This window comes from Micromonospora sp. A200 (assembly GCF_029893845.1).
Taxonomy (GTDB): domain Bacteria; phylum Actinomycetota; class Actinomycetes; order Mycobacteriales; family Micromonosporaceae; genus Micromonospora; species Micromonospora purpureochromogenes.
On sequence record NZ_JARXXY010000011.1, the window covers coordinates 135,250 to 159,245 of the forward strand.

Genomic DNA, 23,996 nt, shown 5'->3' on the forward strand with positions numbered 1-23,996 from the left:
CCACCCGGCCCCCGCTCGCCTCGTTGATCAAGAGGTTTGCGTCAGTTCCGGGCCGGATCCTGACGCAAACCTCTTGATCAACGAGGCCGAAGCGGGTGGGCGGACGCGGCCGAGCCCCGGGCCGGGTGGGCGCGGGGCTCGGGTGCGCCAGGCGGTCAGGCGCGCAGCAGGCGGGTGATGATCTCCACCGCGCGGTCGATTCCGGCGTCGTCGACGTCCATGTGGGTGACCAGGCGGGCGGTGCGCGGGCCGAGCACCGAGACCAGCAGGCCCTCGGCACGGGCGGCGGCGGCCAGGGCCTTCGCGTCCAGCGGGTGCTTGGTCAGGTCCAGCGGGACCAGGTTGGTCCGGACCGGCGCGGCGAGCACCCCGAACGGGGCGACCGCCTCGGCCAGCCGGGCGGCCTTGGCGTGGTCCTCGGCGAGCCGGGTGACGTGGTGGGCCAGCGCGTACCGGCCGGCGGCGGCGAGGACGCCGACCTGCCGCATGCCGCCGCCCATCCGCTTGCGGATGAACCGGGCCCGGTCGATCTTCTCGGCGCTGCCGAGCACCAGCGAGCCGATCGGGGCGCCGAGGCCCTTGGACAGACAGACCGACAGCGTGTCGAAGAGGGCGCCGTACTCGGCCAGCGGCACCCCGTCGGCGACGTGCGCGTGCCAGATCCGGGCCCCGTCGCAGTGCAGCGCCAGCCCGTGGTCGTCGGCGACCCGGCGCAGCTCGCGCAGGGTGGTCAGCGGGATCACCCCACCGCCGCCCCGGTTGTGGGTCTGCTCGACGGCGATCGCCCGGGTGGGCACCGCGAAGTAGCCGTCGGGCCGGACCATGCCGGCGACCATGTCCGGGTCGATGTCCGCGCCGACCGCCGGCCAGGTCCGCGAGGAGATCCCGCCGTACGCGGCGGCGGCGCCGATCTCGTACGTGACGACGTGCGCGTCGGCGTCGCAGAGCAGCTCGTCACCGGGGGGCACGACGAGCTGGAGGGCGATCTGGTTGGCCATCGAGCCGGTCGGGGCGAACAGCGCCGCCTCGTGCCCGAAGAGCGCGGCGACCTCGGCCTCCAGCGCGGCGACCGTCGGGTCCTCGCCGTAGACGTCGTCGCCGACCTCGGCGGTGGCCATCGCCTCCCGCATCCCGGCGGTGGGCCGGGTCACCGTGTCGGACCGCAGGTCGATGAACTCAGCCACGCAGCATCTCCGCCACCAGGAAGGCCAGCTCCAGCGACTGCTGGGTGTTCAGTCGCGGGTCGCAGGCGGTTTCGTACCGATCGGGCAGGTCGAGGTCCTCGATGCCCTGGGCGCCGCCGAGGCACTCGGTGACGTCCTCGCCGGTCAGCTCCACGTGCAGGCCGCCCGGGTGGGTCTCCAGGCCGCGGTGCACCTCGAAGTAGCCGAGCACCTCGTCGACGATCCGGTCGAAGTGTCGGGTCTTGTAGCCGTTGGACGACTCGTGGGTGTTGCCGTGCATCGGGTCGCACTGCCAGACGACCTTGGCGCCGGCGGCGGTCACCTTGGCCACGATCGGCGGCAGCGCGTCGCGGACCTTGTGGTTGCCCATCCGGCTGATCAGGGTGAGCCGGCCGGGGACGTTGTCCGGGTTGAGCTTCTCGCAGAGCTCGATGGCCTCGTCCGGCGTGGTGGTCGGGCCGAGCTTGACGCCGATCGGGTTGGCGATCCGGGAGATGAAGTCGATGTGCGCCCCGTCGAGCTGCCGGGTCCGCTCGCCGATCCAGAGGAAGTGCCCGGACAGCCCGTACGCCCGGCGGTCGGAGACCCGGGTGAGCGCCCGGTCGTACTCCAGGGCCAGGGCCTCGTGGGAGCAGTACAGGGTGACGGTACGCAGCGCCTCGTCCTCGGTCATCCCGCAGGCGCGGATGAAGGCCAGCGCCCGGTCGATCTCCCGGGCGATCGCCTCGTAGCGCTCGCCGGCCGGCGAGTTCTTGACGAAGCCCTTGTTCCAGTCGTGCACGGCGTGCAGGTCGGCCAGCCCGCCGGCCAGGTACGCGCGGAGCATGTTCATCGCGGCGGCCGAGTTCGCGTACGCCCGGATCATGCGCTGCGGGTCGGCGATCCGCGCCTCCGGCGTGGCCTCCAGCGCGTTGATCATGTCGCCGCGGTACGCGGGCAGCCCACGGGCGTCGGTCGGCAGGGACCGGGGCTTGGTGTACTGGCCGGCGACCCGGGCGACCTTGACCACCGGCAGCGAGGCGCCGTAGGTCAGCACGATCGCCATCTGGAGCAGGGTGCGGGCGTTGGCCAGCAGGTGGCTCTCGGTGTTGTCGGCGAAGGTCTCGGCGCAGTCGCCGCCCTGGAGGAGGAACGCCTTGCCCTCGCAGACCAGCGCGAGGCGCTGCCGGAGCTGGTCGACCTCGTAGGGCGCGACCACCGAGGGTACGACGTCGAGCACCTTGCAGACCTCGGCCACCTGCGCCGGGTCGGGCCAGGGCGGGGTCTGTTCCCGGGGCAGGTCCCGCCAGCGGTCCAGGCCGAGGGCCGCGTCCTCGGCGGAGTCGACGGTGGGTCGGCTGGTCTGCAGCCCGGGGCTGCTCACGGCGGGGTAGCTCAGCTGATGCCACTCATGGCGCATGAGGGAAAGCGTACGGCGACGGTCGGGGTGACCGGCCGTCGAGGGGGACGGTTCCGGCAGATGGGAGGGTCAGGGGTTGACCGACGGCTCCGGGGTGTGCCCGCCGGGCACTTCGCCGGAGATGCACCAGTCCGCGCCGCTGCGGGTGACGGTGAACAACAGCGACCGGGGCACGTCCCGGGCGCCGACCGAAACGGTCACCGAGGCGCTGACCTCCTGCCCGCGCGGGCCGGAGCGCACGTCGGTGATGGCCGCCTTGGGCACCTCGAAGTGGTCGGCGAAGTCCCCGTTCGGGCCGGTGGCCGCAGCGTCGAAGGCCTGCTGCATCGGCGCGCAGAGCTGGCTGCGGCCGGCCGCGACGTCCTTGGCGGCCATCGCGTCGAGGTAGGCCTGCACCCGCTCGCGGGACTTGGTGGCCGCCTCCTCGGCGGGGGCGCGCCCGATCGCGGGGCCGTCGCCCGCGTCGTCGTCGCCGCCGATCCCGCAGCCGAACAGGGACAGCGGCAGCAGTGCCAGCGCGGCGACGCCGGCGGTGCGGTGCCTCGGGCGCATGGGTCCTCCCCTCGCTGTGGACATCGAGAGATGCCGAGCGGCGAGTCTGTCACATCGACCGACCTGCATGGCACGCCGTCATGGCTCCGCCGCTCTCCAACCGACAACCCCCACGATCGAAAAGGGGTGACGGATACCCGACGACGGCCCCCGGCGGCCGGCCGCGGCACCGTCGCCTCGCGCACCCGACGGAGGCTGGCTAGTCTGCGGTGGTCGACGCGCCCGGGCGCGTCGCCGTAGCAGGAGGTGACCGCCCATCCTTTCCGTGGCGTCGGTCGACACCGGGTGGCTGCCGCCGGCCGAGCGGTTCGACTTCTGGCAGGACCTGGTCGCCCGCGAGTCGGTGCCGGCCCGGATCAGCAGCGACCACGCCGCCGACTTCACCGCCTCGGCCCGGGTGGTCGACCTGGGCGTGGTCCGGCTCGGTGTGTGGCGGTACCCGTCGCTGGAGCTGCACCGGACGCGCCGGATGATCCGCAGCACCGATCCGGAGCTGTACCAGCTTGCCCTGCCGCTCTCCGGGCACGGCGCGGTGTCGCAGCACCGCCGCCAGGCGCCGCTCGCCCCGTCCGGCTTCGCCGTCGTCGACACCGTCCGCCCGCACGGGTCGTCGCACCGCGCCGACGGGACGGCCACCGGCCCGCTGCACACGCTGACCGCGCTGGTGCCCCACGCGGCGCTGCCGCTGCCGGCGCACCGGATCGAGGAGCTGCTCGCCGCCGAGCTGCCCGCCGGCAGCGGGATGGGGCTGCTGCTGGCCCGCTTCCTGCGCCAGGTCGCCGACCACCCCGAGCAGTACGCGCCGACCGACGCCGCCCACCTCGACCAGGTCGCCCTGGCGCTGATCGCCGGCACCCTGGCCGGCCGGCTCGACGACGAACACGCCCTGCCGCTGGACGTCCGGGTCACCGGGCTGCGTACCCGGATCGAGGCGTTCGTGCAGCGGCACCTGGCCGACCCGGAGCTGACCCCGGCCGCGGTGGCCGCGGCGCACCACCTGTCGCTGCGGTCGCTGCACCGGCTCTTCGAGGGCACCGGCACCACGGTGGCCGGCCTGATCCGCGTCCGCCGTCTGGAGCGCTGCCGGCGTGACCTGGCCGATCCCCGGCTGGGCGGCCTGGCCGTGCACGAGGTGGCCGCGCGCTGCGGGTTCCGCGACCGGGCCCACTTCAGCCGGGCGTTCCGCGCCCGGTACGGCATGTCGCCGCGCGAGCACCGGGAGCGGGCCGCCCGACGGTGAGCGCACGCGGGCGGGGAGGGACCGTGGGTGTCCCTCCCCGCCGTGTGGGTGGTGCGTCGGCGCTCGGCTCAGCCGAGACCGCCCTTGATGGCGCCGATCAGCTCGCCGTTGCCGGTGTCACCGGAGAGCTCCCAGAAGAAGGCGCCACCGAGGCCCTGGTTCTTCGCGTAGGTCATCTTGCCGCCGATGGTGGACGGGGTGTCGTAGCTCCACCAGTTGCTGCCGCACTTGGCGTACGCCGTGCCGGCGATGGTGCCGGTGGCCGGGCAGGTGTTCTTGAGGACCTTGTAGTCCTCGATGCCCGGCTCGTAGGTGCCCGGGGCCGCGCCGGTGGCGGTGCCGCCCGGAGCGGTCTGGGTGACCCCGGTCCAGCCCCGGCCGTAGAAGCCGACGCCGAGCAGCAGCTTGCTGGCCGGGATGCCCTTGGCCTTGAGCTTCTGGATCGCGGCGTCCGAGTTGAAGCCCTGCTGCGGGATGCCGGTGTACGAGGTGAGCGGCGAGTGCGGGGCGGTGGGGCCCTGCGGGTTGAAGGCGCCGAAGTAGTCGTACGTCATCGGCATGATCCAGTTGAGGTACGACGAGGCCCCGGCGTAGTCGGTGGCGTCGATCTTGCCGCCGTTGCTGCCGTCCGCGGTGATCGCGGCGGTGACCAGGGCCGACGAGCCGAACTTCGACCGCAGCGCGCTGACCACGTTCCTGAAGGCGTTCGGGCCGCTGGAGTCACAGGTCAGACCGCAGGCGTTCGGGTACTCCCAGTCGACGTCGATGCCGTCGAAGACGTCGGCCCAGCGCGGGTCCTCGACCAGGTTGTGGCAGCTGTCGGCGAAGGCGGCGGGGTTCTGCGCGGCCTGGGTGAAGCCACCCGACCAGGTCCACCCGCCGAAGGACCAGATCACCTTCAGGTGCGGGTACATCTTCTTGAGCTTGCGCAGCTGGTTGAAGCTGCCGCGCAGCGGCTGGTCCCAGGTGTCCGCGACACCGTCCACACTGTCGGCCGCGGTGTACGCCTTGTCGTAGTCGGCGTAGCTGTCACCGATGGTGCAGCGTCCGCCGGTGGTGTTGCCGAAGGCGTACAGGATGTGGGTCAGCTTGGCCGCGGACCCGCTGGTGTGGATGTTCTTGACGTGGTAGTTGCGGCCGTAGACGCCCCACTCGGCGAAGTAGCCGACGACCTTCTTGTCCCCGGTCGGCGGGGTGGTCGGCGGCGGGGTGGTCGGCGGCGGCGTGGTCGGCGGGGTCGTGGTCGGCGGGGTGGTGGTCGGCGGCGCGGTGGTGGTCGGCGGCGGAGTGCTGCCGCCGCCGCACGGCGCGCCGTTGACGGTGCAGTTCAGCGGCGCCTTGAACGCCCCGGTGCCGTTGTAGCCCCAGCTGAAGCTGGCGCCGGGGGCGAGCGGGCCGGCCCAGCTCTTCTTGACCGCGACGTAGTGGTTGCCGCTGCTGGTGACGTCGGCGTCCCAGAAGCTGCTGATGGTGGTGCCCGACGGCAGGTCGAACTCGATGCGCCAGGTGTCGACGCTGGCGCTGGAGCCGTTGGCGACGGTCACGCGGGTCTCGTGGCCGGTCCCCCAGTCCTGCGCCTTGGCGAACGTGGCGGTCACGCTACCGGCGCCGAACGCCGAGGTCACCGGCACCGCAGCGACGGTCAGCGCGACCACGGCGCCGGCCCAGAGGGCGCGGCGGAGCGATCTGTTCATGTGGCACCTCCTCCAACAGTTAGGAAACTTTCCAGAAGATGGGGAGACGCTACTCACGCTGTCATCACTTCGTCAAGATGTGCATTTATCGATTTCCCCGTGGGTCGCGGCGGCGCGTCGGCCGGGACGCGTAGCCTCGCGACATGACCGTCTTCGACATCGAGATCGACGCCCTGGCCGGCGGCCCGGCCGACCTGGCCGCGTACCGGGGCCGGGCGCTGCTGGTGGTGAACGTGGCGTCCCGCTGCGGCCTCACCCCGCAGTACGCCGGCCTCCAGGAGCTCTACACCACCTACGCCGACCGGGGCCTGGTGGTGCTCGGGGTGCCGTGCAACCAGTTCGCCGGGCAGGAGCCGGGCACGGCCGACGAGATTGAGGACTTCTGCCAGGTCAACTACGGGGTCACCTTCCCGCTGACCGAGAAGGTCGACGTCAACGGCCCGGCGCGGCACCCGCTCTACGCGGAGCTGGTCGGCACCCCCGACGCCGAGGGGCACACCGGGGACGTGCGGTGGAACTTCGAGAAGTTCCTCGTCGCGCCGGACGGCACGGTCGCGGCCCGGTTCGCCCCGACCGTCACCCCGGACTCCGCCGAGCTGCGCGCCGGCATCGAGAAGGTTCTGCCGGCCTGAGCCGCCGCCCGGTCGCCCGGTCGCCCTGCCGGCGCGGGCCGGGGCGCGGTGTCGTCCATACCGGAGCGCGGGCGCGACCGCGCCGCCCACCGGTCGGTGGGCGGCGCGGCGCGGCCGGGGGGCGGCGGTGGCGGGTCAGCCGGCCGCCGAGCGGAACACCGGGTAGTAGCCGCCGGACTGGCCGGCCGCCGTCGGGTGGTACGAGATGCCGATGTTGGCGTAGTTCAACGCGTGCAGCCACTTCTCCCCGTAGCTGCACAGCTGGTGCCCGACGAAGATCGACCGGACGTCGGCGAAGGTGAAGCCGGCGGCGGCCGCGGCGCTGCGGGTGATGTCGTCGACCAGGTTGATGCCCTCGTTGATCTTCGCGCGGGAGGTGGCGCTGAGCCCGACGCAGAACGTGCCGAGCTGGTAGAAGACCGGGTAGCCGACGACCACCACCCGGGCGGACGGGGCCCGGCTGCGGATGCCGTTGTAGACCGTGGCCAGCAGGCCGGCCAGCTGCGCCCGGGCCTTGTCCTCGGCGGCCTGCACCGCGGCCACGCACTGCGTCTCACCCTGCAGCACGCAGGTGGTCATGATGCTGGAGAAGCCGACGTCGTTGCCGCCTACGGTGATGCTGACCAGCGTGGTGCTCGCCGAGAGCGCGGAGAGCTGGGTGTTGGTCACGCTGGTGGTGGTCGCCCCGGAGCAGGCCACCGAGCGGTACGAGGCGGGCCTGATGTTGGTGTTGTACAGCGCCGGGTACGCGCTGGTGCTGCGCTGGCAGGAACCGCTCTCGGCGGTGTAGCTCCCGGCGCCGACGCCGGAGGCGTACGAGTCGCCGAGGGCGACGTACTGGTCGCTGGGGGATGCCTGGGCGGGCACCGCGATGCCGAGCGTGACGCCGAGGGACGCGGCGAGGCTCAGGGCGAGGGTCACGAAACGGGATCTCCGCACGTCGCACTCCTGGGGGTGGGAAGTGGTGGTGTGAGATAGATATCAATTGATCGGTGCGGGTCGGAAGATCACCGATTGCGCGGCAGATGAAGATAGATCCTTAGCGATACAAACCATTGCCAGTGATGCGATCGATGATGAAGGATTCCGCCACGGGACGATCCGTGCGCGCCCGGCCGAATAACCAAGCACGGCGGTGGGGAATGCCGACGTCCACACCGGAGTTGGCAACGGACATGACAACTGTGGGACTGATCGGCAGCGGCAACATCGGTGGCACCGTGGCCCGGCTGGCGGTGGCCGCCGGTCACGACGTGGTGCTCAGCAACTCGCGCGGACCGGAGACGCTGAAGGACCTGGTGGCGGAGCTGGGCCCGCGGGCCCGGGCGGCCACGCCGGCCGAGGCCGCTGCGGCGGGGGACCTGGTCGTGGTCACCATTCCGCTGCGGGCCTACCGCGAGGTGCCCGCCGCGCCGCTGGTCGGCAAGACGGTCATCGACACCAACAACTACTACCCCGAGCGGGACGGGCACTTCCCGGAGCTGGACGACGAGTCGACCACCACCAGTGAGCTGCTCCAGGCGCACCTGCCGGAGTCGAGCGTGGTCAAGGCCTTCAACAACATCTACTTCGCGCACCTGCACGCCCTGGCCCGCCCGGCCGGGGCCGCGGACCGCAGCGCGCTGCCGATCGCCGGCGACGACGCCGGCGCCAAGGCCGCGGTGACCGCGTTCCTCGACTCGCTCGGGTACGACGCCGTCGACGTCGGGCCGCTGGCCGAGGGCTGGCGGTTCCAGCGGGACACCGCCGCGTACGCCGGCCTCTACTCGGCCGACCCGGCCGACTGGGGGCGGCCCGTCGCGAGGAACGCGGAGCAGGTCCGGGCCGCGGTGGCCGCCGCCCGCCGCTACGCCGACAGCTGAGCGGCGACGCTCCACCCGGTGGCGGTGCCGGTTCGGCACCGCCACCGCTGCGGGCCGGCCCCCGTCGCGGCGTTCCGGCGGCCCGGGGCCTCAGCCGGAGCAGACCCGGCCGGTCCGGGGATCGGGCAGCGGACGGGCCGGCGTCAGGCCGGCGAGCGCCCCTCGTCGGCGAGCACCGACCAGACCTCGAGGTCGGCGTAGCGACGCAGCACGGTCCGGGCCGAGTCGAGGTCGGTGGCCACGAAGGACGCGCCGACCCAGGGCGCGATGTGCTCCCGGGCCCGGTCGAGGTGGGCCAGAAACTCCTCCGCGCACCAGGGCGGCAGCGGGCGCAGCTCGGCGGAACCGGTCAACGGCAGGGCGAACACGGCGACGGCGACTCCTCAGGACGCGGGCAGGCTCAGGCGCAGGGTGGGGCCGGGGGTGTCCCGGAAGCCGAGCGAGCGGTAGAGCGCCTCGCCGGCCACCGACGCCCGCAGGTCGATCTTCAGTACGCCGCGGTCCCGGTACCAGTCGAGCAGGCCCGTCATGCAGGCCCGGGAGTAGCCGCGCCGCCGGTACCCCGGGTCGGTGACCACGTTGAAGACATACCCGGTCAGTCCACTGGGGTTGCCCGGCCCGCCCAGGCGACGCTCGATGGTGCCGGTCGCGCAGGCGGCGAGCCCGCCGGGCCGGTCGGGGGCGTCCACCACGAAGACGGCCATCAGGTCCGCGGGGTCGGCGAGCCGCTCGCGCAGCACCTCCCGGGCGGCCGGCTGCCACGGCCCGGGCGGCGGCTCCGCCCCCTGCATCGACGCCAGCATCACCCCGCGCAGCCGGACGATCTCCGCCGCGTCACCGGGTGCGGCCCGCCGCACCTTGATCATGACCGGACGGTACCGCACCCCGGCGGCCGGGCGTGGCAGGTGATTCCGCTGGTCGGGAACGGCGACGACACGCGCGTCGGCAGTTGCGCCGCAGTCCCGCAAACGGGACTCTATGACCGGTCCCCCTGACACGCCTCGGAGGCGACGTATGCCCCAGCTCCGTACCGCGCCCCGCCGGCTGGTCGCCGCCGCCGGGGCGCTGCTGCTCGGCGCCGCGCTGACCACCGCCGCCCCGCCCGCCCGGGCCGCCGCCCCGCAGGACGTCGGATACGTACGCCTCGCGCACCTCTCCCCCGACACCCCCGCCGTGGACGTCTACCTCTCCGCGCCGGGCGCGGCCGAGCCCCGGGTCTTCCCCGCAGTCGGCTACGGCGTGGTCTCCGAGTACCTGACCCTGCCCGCCGGCCGGTACGCGGTGGCGATGCGCGAGGCGGGCGCCCCGGCCAGCCAACCACCGGTGCTCACCACCGAGGTGGCCGTCGAGGCCGGCGCGGCGTACACGGTCGCCGGGGTGGGCCGGCACGCCGACCTCGGCCTGCGGGTGCTCGCCGACGACCTCAGCGCCCCGGCCCCCGGGCAGGCGAAGGTCCGCGTCGTGCAGGCGTCGGTCCGGGCGCCGGTGATCGACGTCGCGGCGACCGACGGGCCGGCCATCGCCGACGCGGTCCGCTTCGCCACCACCACCGACTACCGCGAGGTCGAGCCGGGACGCTGGCGGCTGCGGCTGGGCGGGGACAACGGCCCGACCACGGACGCCGAGGTCACCCTCAGCGGCGGTCGGGTCTACTCGCTGCTGGTGCTGGACGGCCGGCGCGGTGGACTCGCCACCGAGCTGCGTGAGGACGCCCGGGGCGGGGCGGTCACCCCGGCCGGCGGGGTGCCGGCGGGAGCCGGTGGGCTGGCCGGGCGCGGGCTCGGGGCGTACCCGATGGTGGCCGGCACCCTGCTCGCGGCGGCCGTGGTGGTCGGGGCGGCGGTGCTGGTGCGGCGCCGGCGGCGACCGGTCTGGTGACCAGCCGGCCCGGCTTCGCGATCCGGCGGCACCGTGACCGCCGGGCGCCGCTGGCCGCGCTGGTCGCGGCCGGCGCGGCGGTCTGCCTCGCCGCCGGCACCGGCGTCGGGCTGGCCGGCGAGGCCGCGCCGGTGCCACCGGCGAGCTGGCGGCCGGGCTGCGCCGACGGTTGCGCGACGACCGCCGCGCCACTGCCCGCGCCGCACGGTCCCCCCACCCGGGTACGCGTCGCGCGGATCGGCGTCGACGCCGACCTCGCGGTGCTCGGGCTGGACGCGGCCGGCCAACTGGTCCCGCCGGGCGACCACGACCGGGCCGGCTGGTACGGCGGCGGCCCCGCGCCCGGCGACCCGGGGCCGGCGGTGATCGCCGGGCACCTCGACTCCCGTCGGGGACCGGCCGTCTTCGCCCGCCTCGGTGAGCTGCGCGCCGGCGACCGGATCGAGGTCTGGCGCGGCGGGCAACGGCTGGCCTTCCGGGTCACCGGGTCGCTGCGCACCCGCAAGGACGCCTTCCCCACCGCCACCGTGTACGGCCCCACCCCCGGCCCGGAGCTGCGCCTGGTCACCTGCGGCGGTGCCTTCGACCGGCGCACCGGCCACTACCGGGACAACGTGGTCGTCTTTGCGGTCGCCGAAGCGCCGGCTGAGTTATCCGCGACTCCGCTGCCCGCTGAGCCTCGGGTGCAGCGCCCATCGCCTCCGGCTCGGGATGGCGGCGGCCCCCGGGGGCCATCCAGTCGCTATGGAGTTGATGACCTGAACGACTCAACCCCAGCCTCCATTGTCCCGCCGGCAACCTCATTGGCAAGAGCGGCGATCCGACCCAGCAGTTCGGACGACGGCATACCCAGGTCTAGCGAGTGACAACAGATTTCCACGCCGGCGTTGCGCACGACGTGGCGGGTCGACGGACGGTCACCGGAGACGTAGACCAGGTGACCCCGGGACAGCCCGTACGCCACGCAGTAGGCGAGCATCTGGTAGGTGTCCCCGCGCGTCTCGTCGACCTTGTACTTCGCGTCTACGACGGCGGCGATCCGACCTGCGGGATCCCGCCAGAGAATGTCCGGACGAAGCTCGAGCCGCTGACCGTGGTCGAGATGACGGCGATCCTGCCAGCGGACGCTGCCGCCATGGACCCGTTCAATCGCCGATCGCAACGCCACGGACAGGAAGTCCTCGTAGACCTGCCACATGTCGAGCAGAAAGGCGTTGGCCACTACGACGCCCCGGCCGGCCTCCACCGAAACGCCTGCCAGCACGAGTTCAGCCAGGTGCAGGGCGGTCCGCAGGTGCGCGTTCAGCCGCGTCGGCTGCCAGGCCGGGACAGGAGTCCCGAGCGGCAGCCGGGTTACACCGGGGAACCGCGCCGCGAGGTGCCGCAGCATGCGCCGGGACTCGGCGCCGACCCCGGGCACCCGCAGCATCCGCTCGACCGCGCTCGCGAGGATCCGGTTCTCCGCGACGTCCACCGTGTACTCGTCATAGCGGACCTCCAGCGGGATCGGTGCGGCGAGCCGGCGACTGAGCTGGGCCGTCTCCCGCAGCCGACCGCGCAGAACCGACGACACTCCGTCGAGCGTCCGGTAGCCCTGCAGCAGGCCCCGGCGCAGCGCCCGGTCGGTCTGCCGCCAGAGCGCCGAAGCGACGGCCGGCACTAAGCCCGGCTCTGCGGCCAGCGCCACCGTGTCGTCCTGCCAACGGTGCGGGTTGCGCGCATAGCCCAACAGGAACAGCAGGCGGGCCACCGGAACCTTGGGCTCGATGTACAGCTCCACTCCACCGATTCGGGCGGCCCCGACCTTCCGGCCGGCCCGCACGCTCCAGAGCGAGCCGGGTCCCGGGCGTACGTCGGCGACTTGAGCGGCGGCGAGCCGGCGGGCGTCCTCGGCGTCGAGGACCACCGACTCTGCCGGCCCACCCTCGCGTAGCCGCAGGACAGTCATGGCTGCTCAGGTGGAAGTGTGCGGAGCAGCTCGTCGACGTCGTAGTGCTGCACCACGTCGATATCGTCGGCGTAGTGGTGGTCCTGCAGCAGCGGCAGGATGTCGTGTTCCCAGATCCGGTCGAGGCCGTATGGATCAGCATAGATGGACGGGCGCATGAAGTAGGACGGGCCGATCGCCAGCTCATGATCCCGAATTCGGTCGTTGAGCGCGTCGAGGAGCCTAGCGTAGATCCGGTCCTCACCCCGCTCGTCGAGCCAGCGACGTAGCAAGCCCTTGATCGGCGGCTTGGCAGGGTGCAGCTCGACGAAGGCGAAACGTCGCCGCATCGCCACGTCCACCGCCGCGATCGAACGGTCAGCCGTGTTCATGGTGCCGATGACGTACAGGTTCGGCGGGAGGGTGAACTCCCCGGGCGAGTACTGGAGCCGGATGCCCTGGTCCCGGTATTCCAACAGGAAGTACAGCTCACCGAAGATCTTCGCCAGGTTGCCCCGGTTGATCTCGTCGATGACCAGGACGTACGGCGTCCAGGGGTGCTCTCGGGCCTCGTCCGCCAGCTTGCGGAGCGGCCCAGACGTCAGCTCGAACCTCAGCATGCCGTCCTTGCCGGCCTGGGGGCGGAAACCCTCGAAGAAGTCCTCGTAGGTGTACGAGGGATGGAACTGGACTAGCTGCACGGCGTGCGGCTCGGTCAGGTGGGCCGCGAGCCGGGTGGCCAGGAACGTCTTACCCGTGCCAGGTGGTCCGTAGAGGATCACCTGCCGTCTTTCCTCTAGCAGGTCACGTAGTCCGCTCACGAACTCCAGGTCAAGCAGGAGCCTGTCGGCGACGTTCTGCGGCACTTCAGCGAGCCGGGCATGGGGCGTTGGCTCAACGGCCGGCGTCTGCCCCGACGCCGCCGCGATCAACCGGTCGACGGCATCCACCACGTCAGTCAGGTCGATCAGCTCACCGCCCGGACTCTTGACCAGCGCGAGGAGAGGACCGCTGAGCTCCCGGAGCGAGACCTGCGCTTCATCAAGCCAGTTCACGTCGCGACGAAGGTGAGAGCGGCGGTGGGTGGAGTCGGCGAAGTAGGGCCGCCCCTCGACGATTCCGAGGTGGACGTCGTCACCGTGCACGGTCACCACCCGATCCCCCGGCCGCATCGACCGCAGGAACGCCTCGACAGAGACCCGCAGCTTCTCGCGCGTCGAGTAGCTCTTGTGGCGGTACGCCTCGTCGACAGTGCGGGCGATCAACTGCACGTCCGCATCGACGGGCAGTTCGGGCAAATGAGCGGCTTCCAGGGACAGGAAGCCCTCGCTCAGCCACTGCGGCACCAAGTCGCGCCCCTCGACGTTGCTGCCCCGGACCAGCCAGGCTCGGTGAGCTGCCGGATCCTCCACCGGCCTGGGATCCGGGTCGTCGTGCAGCAGATTTGCGGTGAGCCGCTGCTCCGGATTGGCCCGTCGACCGTTGAACTCGACGCCCTCCTCCCGCAGGCGCGCCGCCAGGTCACCGCCCCGGTGCCGGAAGTGCTGATGTTCAGCCAGCGGCACCTCACCGCTGGACTGGAGCACGCGGTGCGAATTGTCCACGTATGTCTCGGCGAGCAGGTGGGCGATCTCGTCGGGCGAGCCGGCCACCAGATCCGCGAGGTCGTCGTAGGCCGTCCAAGAGCCAGCCTCCACCCGCTGCAGGGCTGAGGTGATGGCGTGGAGCCGGCTCTCGTACTTCCTACGCGCTTGCTTACGGCTGCGGAGGACCTCCCGGTAGCGGCGGTTGATCTCCGCGTAGAAGGCGTCCGGGTCCGGGTAGGTGTCAAGGGCCTCCCGCCCGGCCGTGGTGATCCACCAGCGGTTGTTTCGCTTCACCATCCACCCGGCCGTCGCCGCGTCCCCGGTGTGAAAGTGGGCCGCCACCACCCATGCGGCGGCACCGTTCTTCTGCGGGCGTCGTTCCGCCGGGGTCAGATCCACGCGCCGCGTCACCTCCGCCAAGACCTCTCTCCCGGGTATCCGGTCGCCGCGGTCGCGTAGGACCTCCAGACAAGTCCGCACCAGCAATCCATAGCGCACTCCCTCGCCGGCCGGGTCCACCGCACCCTCAACAGGCGGAGGCACTGGCGCTGTCCGACCCAGCACAACGTCGGCAAGTTGGTAGTTGTGGTGGCGAGAGTGATTCGTGCGACCGGCCATCAGGTCAGCGGCGAGACGGCGAGCAGCTGCGGCGAAATGCTCATCCGCGAGCGCAGCGATTAGCTCCTCATACGATCCCACGGCGGTGATCTGGTCGTCACCAGCGTCCCGGTAGGTCCGCGTCACGCTGAATGGTGGGTAACCATCCAGGGTCGTCTGATCCCCCAGGTCCTCGTACGGCCTCGGCTTGTCGCCTTCTGCCTTCAGATGAGGTGCGCTCTCGGTAAACCTCAGTCGCGGGTAGGCCTCCCCGACCGTCCGGCCCGGAGGCAGCGAAGCCTCCAGCAACGACCGGCGCAGGACCACGAAACCCGAGACGCCCTCGCCAGCGTTGAGCAGATCCGGCTCATTCAGAACGAAGACTTCCATCGTCCGCATGCTGATGGCCGAGAGCCGACCCGATCGACCGTTGCCGGGCAGGCAGGTGATTACCCAGCGGTCCCGTTCCCAGGCCCTCGCTTCCGGCACGACGGTCGTAAGGTAGGCCTGGTTTGCGGCAACGACACTGGCGAAATACGGCCCCGACCGCAACTTCTCGAATCTCGCCTGCTTCGTGGGATCGGCCCGCAGATGCGCCTCGCTCTGCCCCGCCATTGCCGACTCAGTCACGCCATGCCTTCCCTATCGAAAACCTGAACGGACGGTCTCCAACCGCCCCCAGAACCCTAGCCAACGGCAGGCATCAAGACCGACCCACTGATCCAAACAGGACATTGTTCGGCGAGCGATGAACGGCACCGGGTGTCAACGACAAGCCCGGTAGGTGGACGGCTTTAGACCCGTCGGCGGCCGGCGAAGCCGCACTCGGCGCGGTGGTACCAACGCACATCGCTGTCCCCCTCCAGCCAGCACCACAGCACCGGCCGGCCGTCGCGTTCGCCGGGGAAGTCCAGCAGCACCGGGGCGATGCCCTTGACCTGGATGTCGTGGGAGTTCAGCTCCTCCAGCACGGCGTGCAGCCGGGCCTCCAGCCCCTTGACCTCGGCCCGGCCGCCGAGGACCGAGACCCCCGAGGCCGCCAGGTCGGCGCGGAGTTCGGCGAGGTCGGCGCGGAGCCGGATCAGCTCGTCGACGCGGGGGCGCAGGGTGGCCACCAGGTGCCGGGCCTGGGCGAGAGTGAACACCCGGCAAGTATGGGCCACCGGGACGTCCCCGAGCGGCCCAGCCCGCACCCGGACCACCCCGGACGGGTGTGCCCCGGCCGGCCCACCGGCGGGGCTCAGTCGGCCTGGGCGGCCAGCTCGCGGGCCCGGTCGCGGGCCGCCTCCAGCGCCGCCAGCATGGCCGCGCGGACGCCGTGGTTCTCCAGCTCACGGATGGCGGAGATGGTGGTGCCGGCCGGTGAGGTGACCGCCTCGCGCAGCTTCACCGGGTGCTCCCCGGAGTCGCGCAGCATCACCGCCGAGCCGATCGCGGTCTGCACGATCAGCTCGTGCGCCACCTGCCGGGGCAGGCCGAGCAGGATGCCCGCGTCGATCATGGCCTCGACCAGCAGGTAGAAGTACGCGGGACCGGAGCCGGAGAGCGCGGTGACCGCGTCCTGCTGGGACTCGGGCACCCGGATGGTGGCGCCGAGCGGGGTGAACATCTCCTCGGCCAGCTCCAGGTGCGCGCCGGTGGCGTGCGCACCGGCCGAGATGGCGGTCATCGCCTGGTCGACCAGGGCTGGCGTGTTGGTCATCACCCGGACCACCGGGGTCCCGTCGGGCAGCCGGCGGGCGAAGAAGCCGGTGGGCAGGCCGGCGCAGAGCGAGATGACCAGCTTGTCCGGCGGAACCTTGGGGCCGATCTCGTCCAGCAGGGTCGCCGCGTCCTGCGGCTTGACCGAGATCGCCAGCACCGCCGCCTCCTCGACCGCGGTGAGGTTGTCGACCACCCGTACGCCGTACCGGGCGGTCAGCTCCTCGGCGCGCGCCGGCCGTCGGGCGGTGGCCAGCAGCCGCTCCACCGGCCAGCCGGAGCGCAGCAGCCCGGAGAGCATCAGCTCGCCGATCTTGCCGGCGCCGATCACGGCGACCGTGTGCCTGCCCGGTGCCATCGCTGTGGTACCCCTTCCGTCGCGGTGCCGGCGGCGCGGCGGGTGATCCGCCGCGCCGCCGGCACCGGTCGATCAGCTGCCGAAGAAGACCTCGGCCTCGGCGTACCGCTCCAGCGGCACGGTCTTCAGCTCAGCCGTGGCGTCGGCCAGCGGCACCCGGACGATGTCGGTGCTCTGCATCGCGACCATCTTGCCCCAGTCGCCCTCGTGCGCCGCGTCGATCGCGTGCAGACCGAGCCGGGTGGCGAGCACCCGGTCGAAGGCGGTCGGGGTGCCGCCGCGCTGGATGTGGCCGAGCACGACGGTGCGGGCCTCCTTGCCGGTCTTCGCCTCCAGCTGCTCGGCGAGCCACTGGCCGATGCCGCCGAGGCGGACGTGGCCGAACGAGTCGAGCTCCTGGTTGTGCAGCACCATCTGGCCGTCCAGCGGCTGGGCGCCCTCGGCGACCACCACGATCGGGGCGTACTGGTGCTGGAAGCGCTTCTCGACGTACCCGGCGACCTGGTCGACGTCGAACTGCCGCTCCGGCAGCAGGATCACGTTGGCGCCGCCGGCGAGGCCGGCGTGCAGGGCGATCCAGCCGGCGTGCCGGCCCATCACCTCGACCACCAGGGTGCGGTGGTGGCTCTCGGCGGTGGTGTGCAGCCGGTCGATGGCCTCCATCGCGATGTTGACCGCGGTGTCGAAGCCGAAGGTGTAGTCGGTGGCGCCGAGATCGTTGTCGATGGTCTTCGGCACGCCGATCACGTTGACGCCCAGCTCGTGCAGCTTGGTGGCCACGCCGAGGGTGTCCTCGCCGCCGATCGCGATCAGGGCGTCGACGCCCTGCGCGGCGAGGTTCTCCTTGATCCGCTCCACCCCGTTTTCGATCTTGAACGGGTTGGTCCGGGACGAGCCGAGGATGGTGCCGCCGCGCGGCAGGATGCCGCGGACCTCCGCGATGCCCAGCGGCCTGGACCGGCCCTCCAGCGGGCCCTTCCAGCCGTCCTGGAAGCCCACGAACTCGTGACCGTAGGTGGCGACGCCCTTGCGGACCACCGCCCGAATGACCGCGTTGAGACCTGGGCAGTCGCCGCCGCCGGTGAGCACGCCGATACGCATGATCTGCTCATCCTCCTGGAGCATCAGGTGAAGCCCGGATAAGCCCCAGGATATGTGTCAGATCAGACCATCGGCGCCATTGCCGGCCCGGGGCGGGCCGTCAGTGCGCACTGTAGTCGGCGCGGGTGTCCGCCGACAGCGCGCCCCGGCCCGTCCCACCCGCCGAACCGGGCTACCGGTCAGTAGCTGACCTCGCGGTTCTCGCCCGCCTTCGGCGGCCTGCCGGTCACCGCCGCCCGGGCGAACCCGAGCAGGTTGACCACCGCGCCGCCCGGCGAGTCCCAGTACTCGGCGGAGTTGGCGTGCACCTTGATCAGCGTCAGGCCGGGGGTGTCGAGGCCGTCCGGGAACCAGGTCTTCAGCAACGGGTTCCACAACTGCTCGGCCTTCGCCCGGTCGTAGCTCTCCTGGGCGGTGCCGGAGACCGACACCCAGGCGTCGTGCCGCTGGTCGGAGAAGGCGACGTTCACCTCCGGGTTGACCCGGATCTGGCGCACCTTCGGCGAGTCCGCGTAGGCGAAGAACCACAGGTCGCCGTCGAACTCCGCCTCCTGCAACCCCATCGGCCGGCTCACCATCCGCCCGTCCACGCCGATGGTGGTCAGCATGCAGATCCGAGCCTGCCGGATCAGCTCGGTCACCCGGCGGCGGGCGTCGGCGGCGCTGGTCGGGTCACTACTCATCGTGAACTCCCTCGCATCGGCTCGTCGAACCGGTGCCCAGGACAGAACGGGTCAAACCCGCCTGGCCTCACCGGCCCGTCATCGCCCGCCACCGCGCCAGGTTGTGCCGGGCGTCGACCAGGGCGTCGTGCCGGTCGGCGTCGGCGTCGGGCAGCTTCGGCCGACCCCGGTCGTCCCAGAGCTGGCGCAGCTCCTTGGTGAACCGGGGGATCTCCCGGGGCAGCGCCGGCATCGCCCCCCAGAGCTGCGCCAGCACCACGTGGTCGTACGCCGCGTACCAGGCCCAGAGTTCGAGCTGCTCGCCCGGGCGGTCGCGGATCGGCTCCAGCAGGAAGTCGTAGAGGTCGTCGCGGATGCGCTCGCGCGAGCGCCAGGCGCGGTCGGCCGGGGACGGCAGCTTGTCGAGCACGTTGCGGCGCACCCAGGGCACGGCGCGGGAGTCGTCGAACTGGGTGGAGACCGCGTAGAACTCGCGGCCGTACTCGTCGACGACACCGATCGACACGAGGTCGACGACGAGGCCGTCCTCGATGAATTCGCAGTCGTAGAAATAGCGGTAGACCATCGCGTCAATCCTCGCGTACGCCCGGCGGCGTCCGCCGCCCGGGTCCGTTCCCGACCGGCTCCCCACCCTTGCCACCAGGGCGAAACCGCACCTCAGCCGGCACACCGACCCCGACCGGCGGCGTCACGCAGACGATTTGAGGGGTGTACAGCAAGCGACTGGACCGTCATGATCTGATGTGTACCGCTACCGGACGCCGAATTGGTGTCAGTTCACCTCTTCAGGGGCCGTCAGGTTCACCCGGTGAGCGAGTTGTGGTCCTTGACCGGGGAGGGGTTGGGCCGTGGAGATGCGCCTGCCGGAGCCGGGTGACGCCCTCACGGGCGTGGAGATGTTCGCCGGGCTGGAGCCGGAGGTGCGGCAGCGGGTGATCGCCGCGGCGGTGCCGCGCACGTACCGCAAGGGCCAACTGCTCTTCGTGGAGAACGACCCGGGCGAGTCGCTGATCGTGCTGCGCCGGGGGGCGGTGGCGGTGTTCCGCACCGCGCCGACCGGCGAACGGGCGGTGCTGTCGGTGATCCGGCCGCCGGACGTGCTCGGCGAGGTCTCGCTGCTGGACGCCTCCACCCGCTCGGCGTCCGCCGAGGCGATCGAGGACAGCGCCGCGCTGGCCCTGTCCCGGCCCGCCTTCATGGAGCTGGTGCACTCCAACCCGCGCATCCTGGACGCGGTGATGCGCTCGCTGGGTGGCCTGATCCGCCGGCTGACCGAGCAGAACGCCGACCACGTCTTCCTGGACCTGCCCGGCCGGGTGGCCAAGACCCTGGTCCGGCTGGCCGGCGAGAGCCAGGCCCCGATGATCACCATCGAGCTCAACCAGAGCCAGCTCGCCGAGATGGCCGGCGGCTCCCGGCAGAGCGTCAACCAGGCGATCGGCTCCTTCGCCAGCCGAGGCTGGCTGCGGACCGAGGGTCGCCGGATCGTCGTCACCGACGTGTCCGCGCTGCGCCGCCGGGCCGGGATGAACGACCGCTGACCGCGCGACGCGGCCGGGCGCTGCCTGCGCCGGCCGCGTCGGCTCACTGCCCCCGGCTCACGGGGTGGTGCTGGTCGGCCCCGCCCAGCTGGTCGTGGTGCCGGTCGGCCCGGCCCAGTCGGTGCCGTCCTTGCCGCCACCGGACTGCTCGCTGACGATCCCCTCGGCCTGCAGCACGGCCAGCGTGGCGGCGTCGACGTCGACCGACTCCCCCGCGGAGTGGGCGACGCCGTCACCGTCGGTCCAGTCGCTCTCGAGCTTCACATACACCATGATCTCTCCCCTTGATCATTGATGGGATTTTCGGCCGCCTGAATGTAGCTCTCCCAACCGGCCGGAGGAGTGTCCACAAGCCAACAGCCCGGTACCCGACAACGCCGGCAACGGCGATACTCACGGTGGACACCGGGCGACGACCGGCAGGCAGACCGACCCACCCAGTGGAGGACGTCATCTCCGCGCAGTGTGACCGTTGTGGACGTACCGCCGCCGACGGCGACCGCTTCTGCGGTGGCTGTGGGACGGAGCTGGGTGCGCTCTGCCCGCACTGCCTGCGGCCGCTCGCCACCGACGCGGTGTTCTGCACCTCGTGCGGCGCGCCCCGCGCCGGCTCCGGCCGGCCCGTAGCGACCCCGCAGGAGGACCGCCGCCGGGTCAGCGTGCTCTTCGTCGACCTGATCGACTTCACGCCGTACGTCGAACGGGCCGACCCCGAGCAGGTCCGCGGCATGCAGACCGGCTTCTTCTCCGCCGCCAAGCGGGTCGTCGGGCAGTACGGCGGCGTGGTCGAGAAGTACATCGGCGACGCGGTGATGGCGCTGTTCGGCGCCCCGGTGGCCACCGAGACCGACGCGCTGCGCTGCGTCCGGGCCGGGCTGGAGCTGCAACGGGTGCTCACCCGGTTCGCCCCCACCGGCGCCGACGAGCTGCGCTTCCGGGTGGGCGTGGCGACCGGCGAGGCGCTGGTCGACGTGGCCGCCGCCCGCGACGGCGGGCAGGCCATCGTCGCCGGCGACGTGGTCAACACCGCCTCCCGGATGCAGTCGGTGTCGCCGCCCGGCGGCGTGCTGGTCTGCGGCACCACCCACGCGCTGACCAAGGACGCCATCCGGTACGCCGAGCAGCCGCCGGTCACCCTGCGCGGGCGTTCCTCGCCGACCGAGGTCTGGCTGGCCCTGTCCCCGGTACGCCGGCAGCCGACCGACCGGGAACCCGACACCACCCCGCTGATCGACCGCGAACACGAGCTGGGCCTGCTGGTCAACGCCCTGCACCGGTCGCTACGAGACCGCCGCCCCCAGGTGGTGACGCTCTTCGGCCGGGCCGGCATCGGCAAGAGTCGGCTGATCCGGGAGCTGTACCGGCACTCCGGGCGGCTGGTCGACGAGCCGGTGAGCTGGCGTACCGGGCGGTGCCCGCCGTTCGGCGAGAACGTCACGTTCGCCGCGCTGGCCGACATCGTCAAGACCGAGGCCGGCATCCTGGACACCGACCCGGCCCCCACCGCGTCCCGCCGGTTGAGCGCGGCGGTGGCCGAGCTGGTCGGCCCCGGCGAGCGGGACCGGCTGGTCGACGCGCTGCGCCCGCTGGTCGGGCTCGCCGGCGTCACACTGCCCGCCGAGGAGACCGAGTCGGCCTGGCGTCGCTTCCTGCTGGCGCTGGCCGCCCGCCGCCCCACCGTGCTGGTCTTCGAGGACCTGCACTGGGCCGACGACGCGATGCTGCGCTTCGTCGAACTGCTCGGCGCCGGCGCCCGGGACGTGCCGCTGCTGCTGCTCTGCACCGCCCGCCCGGAGCTGGTGGACCGGGATCCGAGCTGGGCGGGCACCATCACCGGCTCGGTGACGATCGCCCTCCCGCCGCTGCGCGACACCGGCATCGCCTCGCTCTACGCGCACATGTTCGGCCAGGCGGCCTTCTCCGCCGACATGCTCAGCCCGCTGATCGAGGTGGCCGGCGGCAACCCGCTCTACGCCCACGAGTACGTGCGGATGCTGATCGAACAGGGCGCGCTGCGCCAGTCCGGGCGGGGCTGGTCGCTGGAGAAGCACCTCGACCTGCCGATGCCGGAGAGCGTGCACGCGGTCATCGCCAACCGCGTCGACCTGCTCGACGCCAAGGACCGCGCGGTGCTGCTGGCCGCCTCGGTGGTCGGCGTGCAGTTCTGGCCGGGCGCGGTGGCCGCCGCGCTGGGCCAGCCGGTCGAGTCGGTGGAGCGGTGCCTGCGCCGGCTGGAGCAGCGCGACTTCATCCACGAGCAGGCGGCGTCCACGATGGCCGGGCAGGCGGAGTTCCGGTTCCGGCACGTGCTGGTGCGCGACGTCTGCTACCAGCGGCTGCCGCGTACCGAGCGGGTGGCCCGGCACGAGCGGACGGCCGGCTGGCTGGACGCGCTGTCGCAGAGCCGGGACACCGACCTGGCCGAGGTCCTGGCGCACCACCGCTGGGCGGCCCACGAGATCGCCCGCACGCTGGGCATGCCGATCCAGCGGTACGCCGGCCCCGCGCGGGCCGCGCTGCACCGGGCGGCCCGCCGCGCGTACGCCCTGCACGGGCTGGACGCCGCGGCCAGCCACGCGGGCCGCGCCCTCGGCCTGGCCGACGACAGCGACCCGGTCGACCGGCTGCAACTGGAGCTGCTGAGCACCGAGATCTCGTTCTACCGCGACGGCAACGCCTTCCTCTCCGGCGGCGGCCCGGAGCAGCTGCACGCGCTGGCCGACCGGCTGCTCGCGCACGACGATGACGCCTGCGCGGCCCGGGCGTGGACGCTGCTCGGCCAGGCCGCCTGGCTGCGCGCCGACCGCAGCGCCGCGGTGGCCTGTCTGGACCGGGCGGTCGCGCTCTTCGGGCCGCTGCCGGACAGCGCCCAGAAGGCGGACGCGCAGGCCGAGCTGGGCCGGCTGCACATGCTCAACTACGAGCGGGACGCGGCGGTGGCCGCCGCCGAGACGGCGGCCGGGATCGGCGAGCGCCTGGGCCTGGCGGAGATCCGCACCAACGCCCGGATCACCGCGGCCACCGCCCGCTACCAGGCCGGCGACCGGGCCGGCCTGGACGAGCTGCACGCGCTGGTCGAGTTGAGCCGGACCCAGCAGCTGCTCGCCCTGCCCCGGGCGCTGCAGAACCTCGCCTTCGCGCTGCGCGAGGAGGGCGACTGGTTGCGCTCCGACGCGCTGCTGTCCACCGCGCCGGCCGCCCGGGGCAGCGGGCAGACCCTCGCCACCAGCTACTCCGGCGAGGCGATGCGGGCGTACTTCGACGGGGACTTCGGCCGGCTGCTGGCCGCCGCCGACGCGTTCGTGGACACCCCCACCGGCGGCTGGGACATGCAGGTGCGCGGCCTGCGCTCGTGCCTGCTGGTGCTGCGGGGCCTGCCGGTGCCGCCGGTGCCGCGCCCGCTGCCGGCCGCCGGGGACGGGCCGGCCGCAGTGGGGGCCGAACGGCACCGCGACGACGTGGCGGCGGCGCTGGAGACGGCGCGCCGCAGCGGGTTCCACCGGCCCTACTGGACGATGCTCGGGATGGCCGCGCTCTGCCGGGCGTTGCAGGGGCGACTCGACGAGGCGGCCGCGCTGGTGGAGGAGCTGGCCGACGCGTGGACGGCCGTGCCGGCGCTGGCCAGCGGCGAGTGGATCGCGGCGGCGGCGTACGCGGCGACGCTGGCCGGCCGGGACGCCGCCGTACGGGTCCGGGCGATGCTGGACCAGTTGGCCCACCGCACCCCATGGTCGGAGGCGGCGCTGCGCACCGTGACCGGGGCGCTGGCCGCGGCGGACGGCGACCACCGGCGCGCCGGCGAGCTGCACCTGGCCGGGGCGGAGATCTACGCCCGGATCCCGGACGTCACCGACCGGGTGCTGGCCCTGGCGCTGGCGGCGGCGGAGCTGACCCTGGCCGGCGACCCGGCGGCCGGGGCGCCGCTGGCCGAGGTACGCACCTTCGCCCTGCGCAACGACGCCCCGGGCCTGCTGGACCTGGCCCGCGGCCCGGTCCCGCAGACCGGCCCCGCCCTGGCCTCCTGACCCCCGGCCACCGCCGGCCCGCCCGGCGACGCCACT

The 23,996-nt window shown here is 72.7% G+C and carries 20 protein-coding genes and 2 pseudogenes; 7 read left to right on the forward strand and 15 right to left on the reverse strand.

What is annotated here, in order from left to right; translation table 11 throughout:
• Positions 1-155: 155 nt before the first annotated feature.
• The 3 genes from M2302_RS13400 to M2302_RS13410 all read right to left on the reverse strand — a co-directional run bounded on the left by M2302_RS13400 (position 156) and on the right by M2302_RS13410 (position 3,135).
• Positions 156-1,184, reverse strand: coding sequence for a GntG family PLP-dependent aldolase (locus M2302_RS13400; RefSeq protein WP_280838226.1), 1,029 nt, complete (start codon positions 1,182-1,184; stop codon positions 156-158).
• Positions 1,177-2,583: a 3-deoxy-7-phosphoheptulonate synthase class II gene (locus M2302_RS13405; protein ID WP_280838227.1), complete on the reverse strand. Its 1,407-nt coding sequence runs from the start codon at positions 2,581-2,583 to the stop codon at positions 1,177-1,179. The genes M2302_RS13400 and M2302_RS13405 overlap by 8 nt, the downstream gene beginning before the upstream one ends.
• Before the next feature lie 69 nt (positions 2,584-2,652).
• Positions 2,653-3,135, reverse strand: coding sequence for a hypothetical protein (locus tag M2302_RS13410; protein ID WP_280838228.1), 483 nt, complete (start codon positions 3,133-3,135; stop codon positions 2,653-2,655).
• Positions 3,136-3,400: 265 nt separating this feature from the next.
• Here M2302_RS13410 and M2302_RS13415 point away from each other — a divergent pair, with 265 nt between their 5' ends.
• Entirely contained in the window at positions 3,401-4,375 is a 975-nt protein-coding gene (locus tag M2302_RS13415) for a helix-turn-helix domain-containing protein (protein WP_280838229.1), read from the forward strand.
• A gap of 68 nt (positions 4,376-4,443) precedes the next feature.
• Here M2302_RS13415 and M2302_RS13420 read toward each other — a convergent pair whose 3' ends face one another.
• Positions 4,444-6,069, reverse strand: coding sequence for a glycosyl hydrolase family 18 protein (locus M2302_RS13420; protein ID WP_280838230.1), 1,626 nt, complete (start codon positions 6,067-6,069; stop codon positions 4,444-4,446).
• A gap of 143 nt (positions 6,070-6,212) precedes the next feature.
• Between M2302_RS13420 and M2302_RS13425 the strand changes: the two genes are divergently transcribed.
• Positions 6,213-6,701 (forward strand): glutathione peroxidase, encoded by a 489-nt coding sequence (locus M2302_RS13425; protein WP_280838231.1) that lies wholly within the window; start codon positions 6,213-6,215, stop codon positions 6,699-6,701.
• A gap of 135 nt (positions 6,702-6,836) precedes the next feature.
• Here M2302_RS13425 and M2302_RS13430 read toward each other — a convergent pair whose 3' ends face one another.
• On the reverse strand, positions 6,837-7,640 hold the full coding sequence (locus M2302_RS13430) for an SGNH/GDSL hydrolase family protein (RefSeq protein ID WP_280838232.1): 804 nt from the start codon (positions 7,638-7,640) through the stop codon (positions 6,837-6,839).
• A gap of 137 nt (positions 7,641-7,777) precedes the next feature.
• Between M2302_RS13430 and M2302_RS13435 the strand changes: the two genes are divergently transcribed.
• A complete protein-coding gene (locus M2302_RS13435; RefSeq protein ID WP_280838266.1) occupies positions 7,778-8,563 on the forward strand; it encodes an NAD(P)-binding domain-containing protein in 786 nt (261 codons plus the stop codon).
• A 191-nt stretch (positions 8,564-8,754) separates the two neighbouring features.
• On the opposite strand, the pseudogene M2302_RS13440 reads toward M2302_RS13435, so the two are convergent.
• Both M2302_RS13440 and M2302_RS13445 read right to left on the reverse strand, forming a co-directional pair.
• Positions 8,755-8,931, reverse strand: a pseudogene (locus M2302_RS13440) (RimJ/RimL family protein N-acetyltransferase); the annotation flags it as partial.
• Between the two features lie 15 nt (positions 8,932-8,946).
• A complete protein-coding gene (locus tag M2302_RS13445; RefSeq protein WP_280838233.1) occupies positions 8,947-9,429 on the reverse strand; it encodes a GNAT family N-acetyltransferase in 483 nt (160 codons plus the stop codon).
• Between the two features lie 148 nt (positions 9,430-9,577).
• On the opposite strand from M2302_RS13445, the gene M2302_RS13450 reads away from it, so the two are divergent.
• Complete coding sequence (locus M2302_RS13450; protein ID WP_280838234.1) at positions 9,578-10,441, forward strand: DUF4397 domain-containing protein; 864 nt, start codon at positions 9,578-9,580, stop codon at positions 10,439-10,441.
• A complete protein-coding gene (locus M2302_RS13455) occupies positions 10,438-11,307 on the forward strand; it encodes a class F sortase (protein ID WP_280838235.1) in 870 nt (289 codons plus the stop codon). The genes M2302_RS13450 and M2302_RS13455 overlap by 4 nt, the downstream gene beginning before the upstream one ends.
• Before the next feature lie 74 nt (positions 11,308-11,381).
• Here the strand turns inward: M2302_RS13455 and M2302_RS13460 are convergent.
• The 7 genes and pseudogenes from M2302_RS13460 to M2302_RS13490 form a co-directional block, all read right to left on the reverse strand.
• A pseudogene (locus tag M2302_RS13460) lies at positions 11,382-12,389 on the reverse strand (restriction endonuclease); the annotation flags it as partial.
• Complete coding sequence (locus M2302_RS13465; RefSeq protein ID WP_280838236.1) at positions 12,386-15,181, reverse strand: AAA family ATPase; 2,796 nt, start codon at positions 15,179-15,181, stop codon at positions 12,386-12,388. The pseudogene M2302_RS13460 and the gene M2302_RS13465, both read right to left, overlap by 4 nt.
• A gap of 164 nt (positions 15,182-15,345) precedes the next feature.
• Entirely contained in the window at positions 15,346-15,696 is a 351-nt protein-coding gene (locus M2302_RS13470; protein ID WP_280838237.1) for a DUF2203 domain-containing protein, read from the reverse strand.
• Between the two features lie 95 nt (positions 15,697-15,791).
• On the reverse strand, positions 15,792-16,610 hold the full coding sequence (gene proC / locus M2302_RS13475) for a pyrroline-5-carboxylate reductase (protein ID WP_210779623.1): 819 nt from the start codon (positions 16,608-16,610) through the stop codon (positions 15,792-15,794).
• Between the two features lie 72 nt (positions 16,611-16,682).
• Positions 16,683-17,711, reverse strand: a complete 1,029-nt coding sequence (locus M2302_RS13480) for a 6-phosphofructokinase (protein WP_280838267.1) — start codon at positions 17,709-17,711, stop codon at positions 16,683-16,685.
• A 179-nt stretch (positions 17,712-17,890) separates the two neighbouring features.
• Positions 17,891-18,394, reverse strand: coding sequence for a pyridoxamine 5'-phosphate oxidase family protein (locus tag M2302_RS13485; RefSeq protein ID WP_280838238.1), 504 nt, complete (start codon positions 18,392-18,394; stop codon positions 17,891-17,893).
• Between the two features lie 67 nt (positions 18,395-18,461).
• Positions 18,462-18,959: a polyadenylate-specific 3'-exoribonuclease AS gene (locus M2302_RS13490; protein ID WP_280838239.1), complete on the reverse strand. Its 498-nt coding sequence runs from the start codon at positions 18,957-18,959 to the stop codon at positions 18,462-18,464.
• Positions 18,960-19,242: 283 nt separating this feature from the next.
• On the opposite strand from M2302_RS13490, the gene M2302_RS13495 reads away from it, so the two are divergent.
• A complete protein-coding gene (locus M2302_RS13495) occupies positions 19,243-19,935 on the forward strand; it encodes a Crp/Fnr family transcriptional regulator (protein WP_088961072.1) in 693 nt (230 codons plus the stop codon).
• Between the two features lie 57 nt (positions 19,936-19,992).
• Here M2302_RS13495 and M2302_RS13500 read toward each other — a convergent pair whose 3' ends face one another.
• The gene (locus M2302_RS13500; RefSeq protein WP_154943926.1) at positions 19,993-20,208 is read right to left on the reverse strand and encodes a hypothetical protein; all 216 of its coding nucleotides are present in this window, start codon (positions 20,206-20,208) and stop codon (positions 19,993-19,995) included.
• A 167-nt stretch (positions 20,209-20,375) separates the two neighbouring features.
• Here M2302_RS13500 and M2302_RS13505 point away from each other — a divergent pair, with 167 nt between their 5' ends.
• The gene (locus M2302_RS13505) at positions 20,376-23,960 is read left to right on the forward strand and encodes an adenylate/guanylate cyclase domain-containing protein (RefSeq protein ID WP_280838240.1); all 3,585 of its coding nucleotides are present in this window, start codon (positions 20,376-20,378) and stop codon (positions 23,958-23,960) included.
• Positions 23,961-23,996 lie beyond the last annotated feature (36 nt).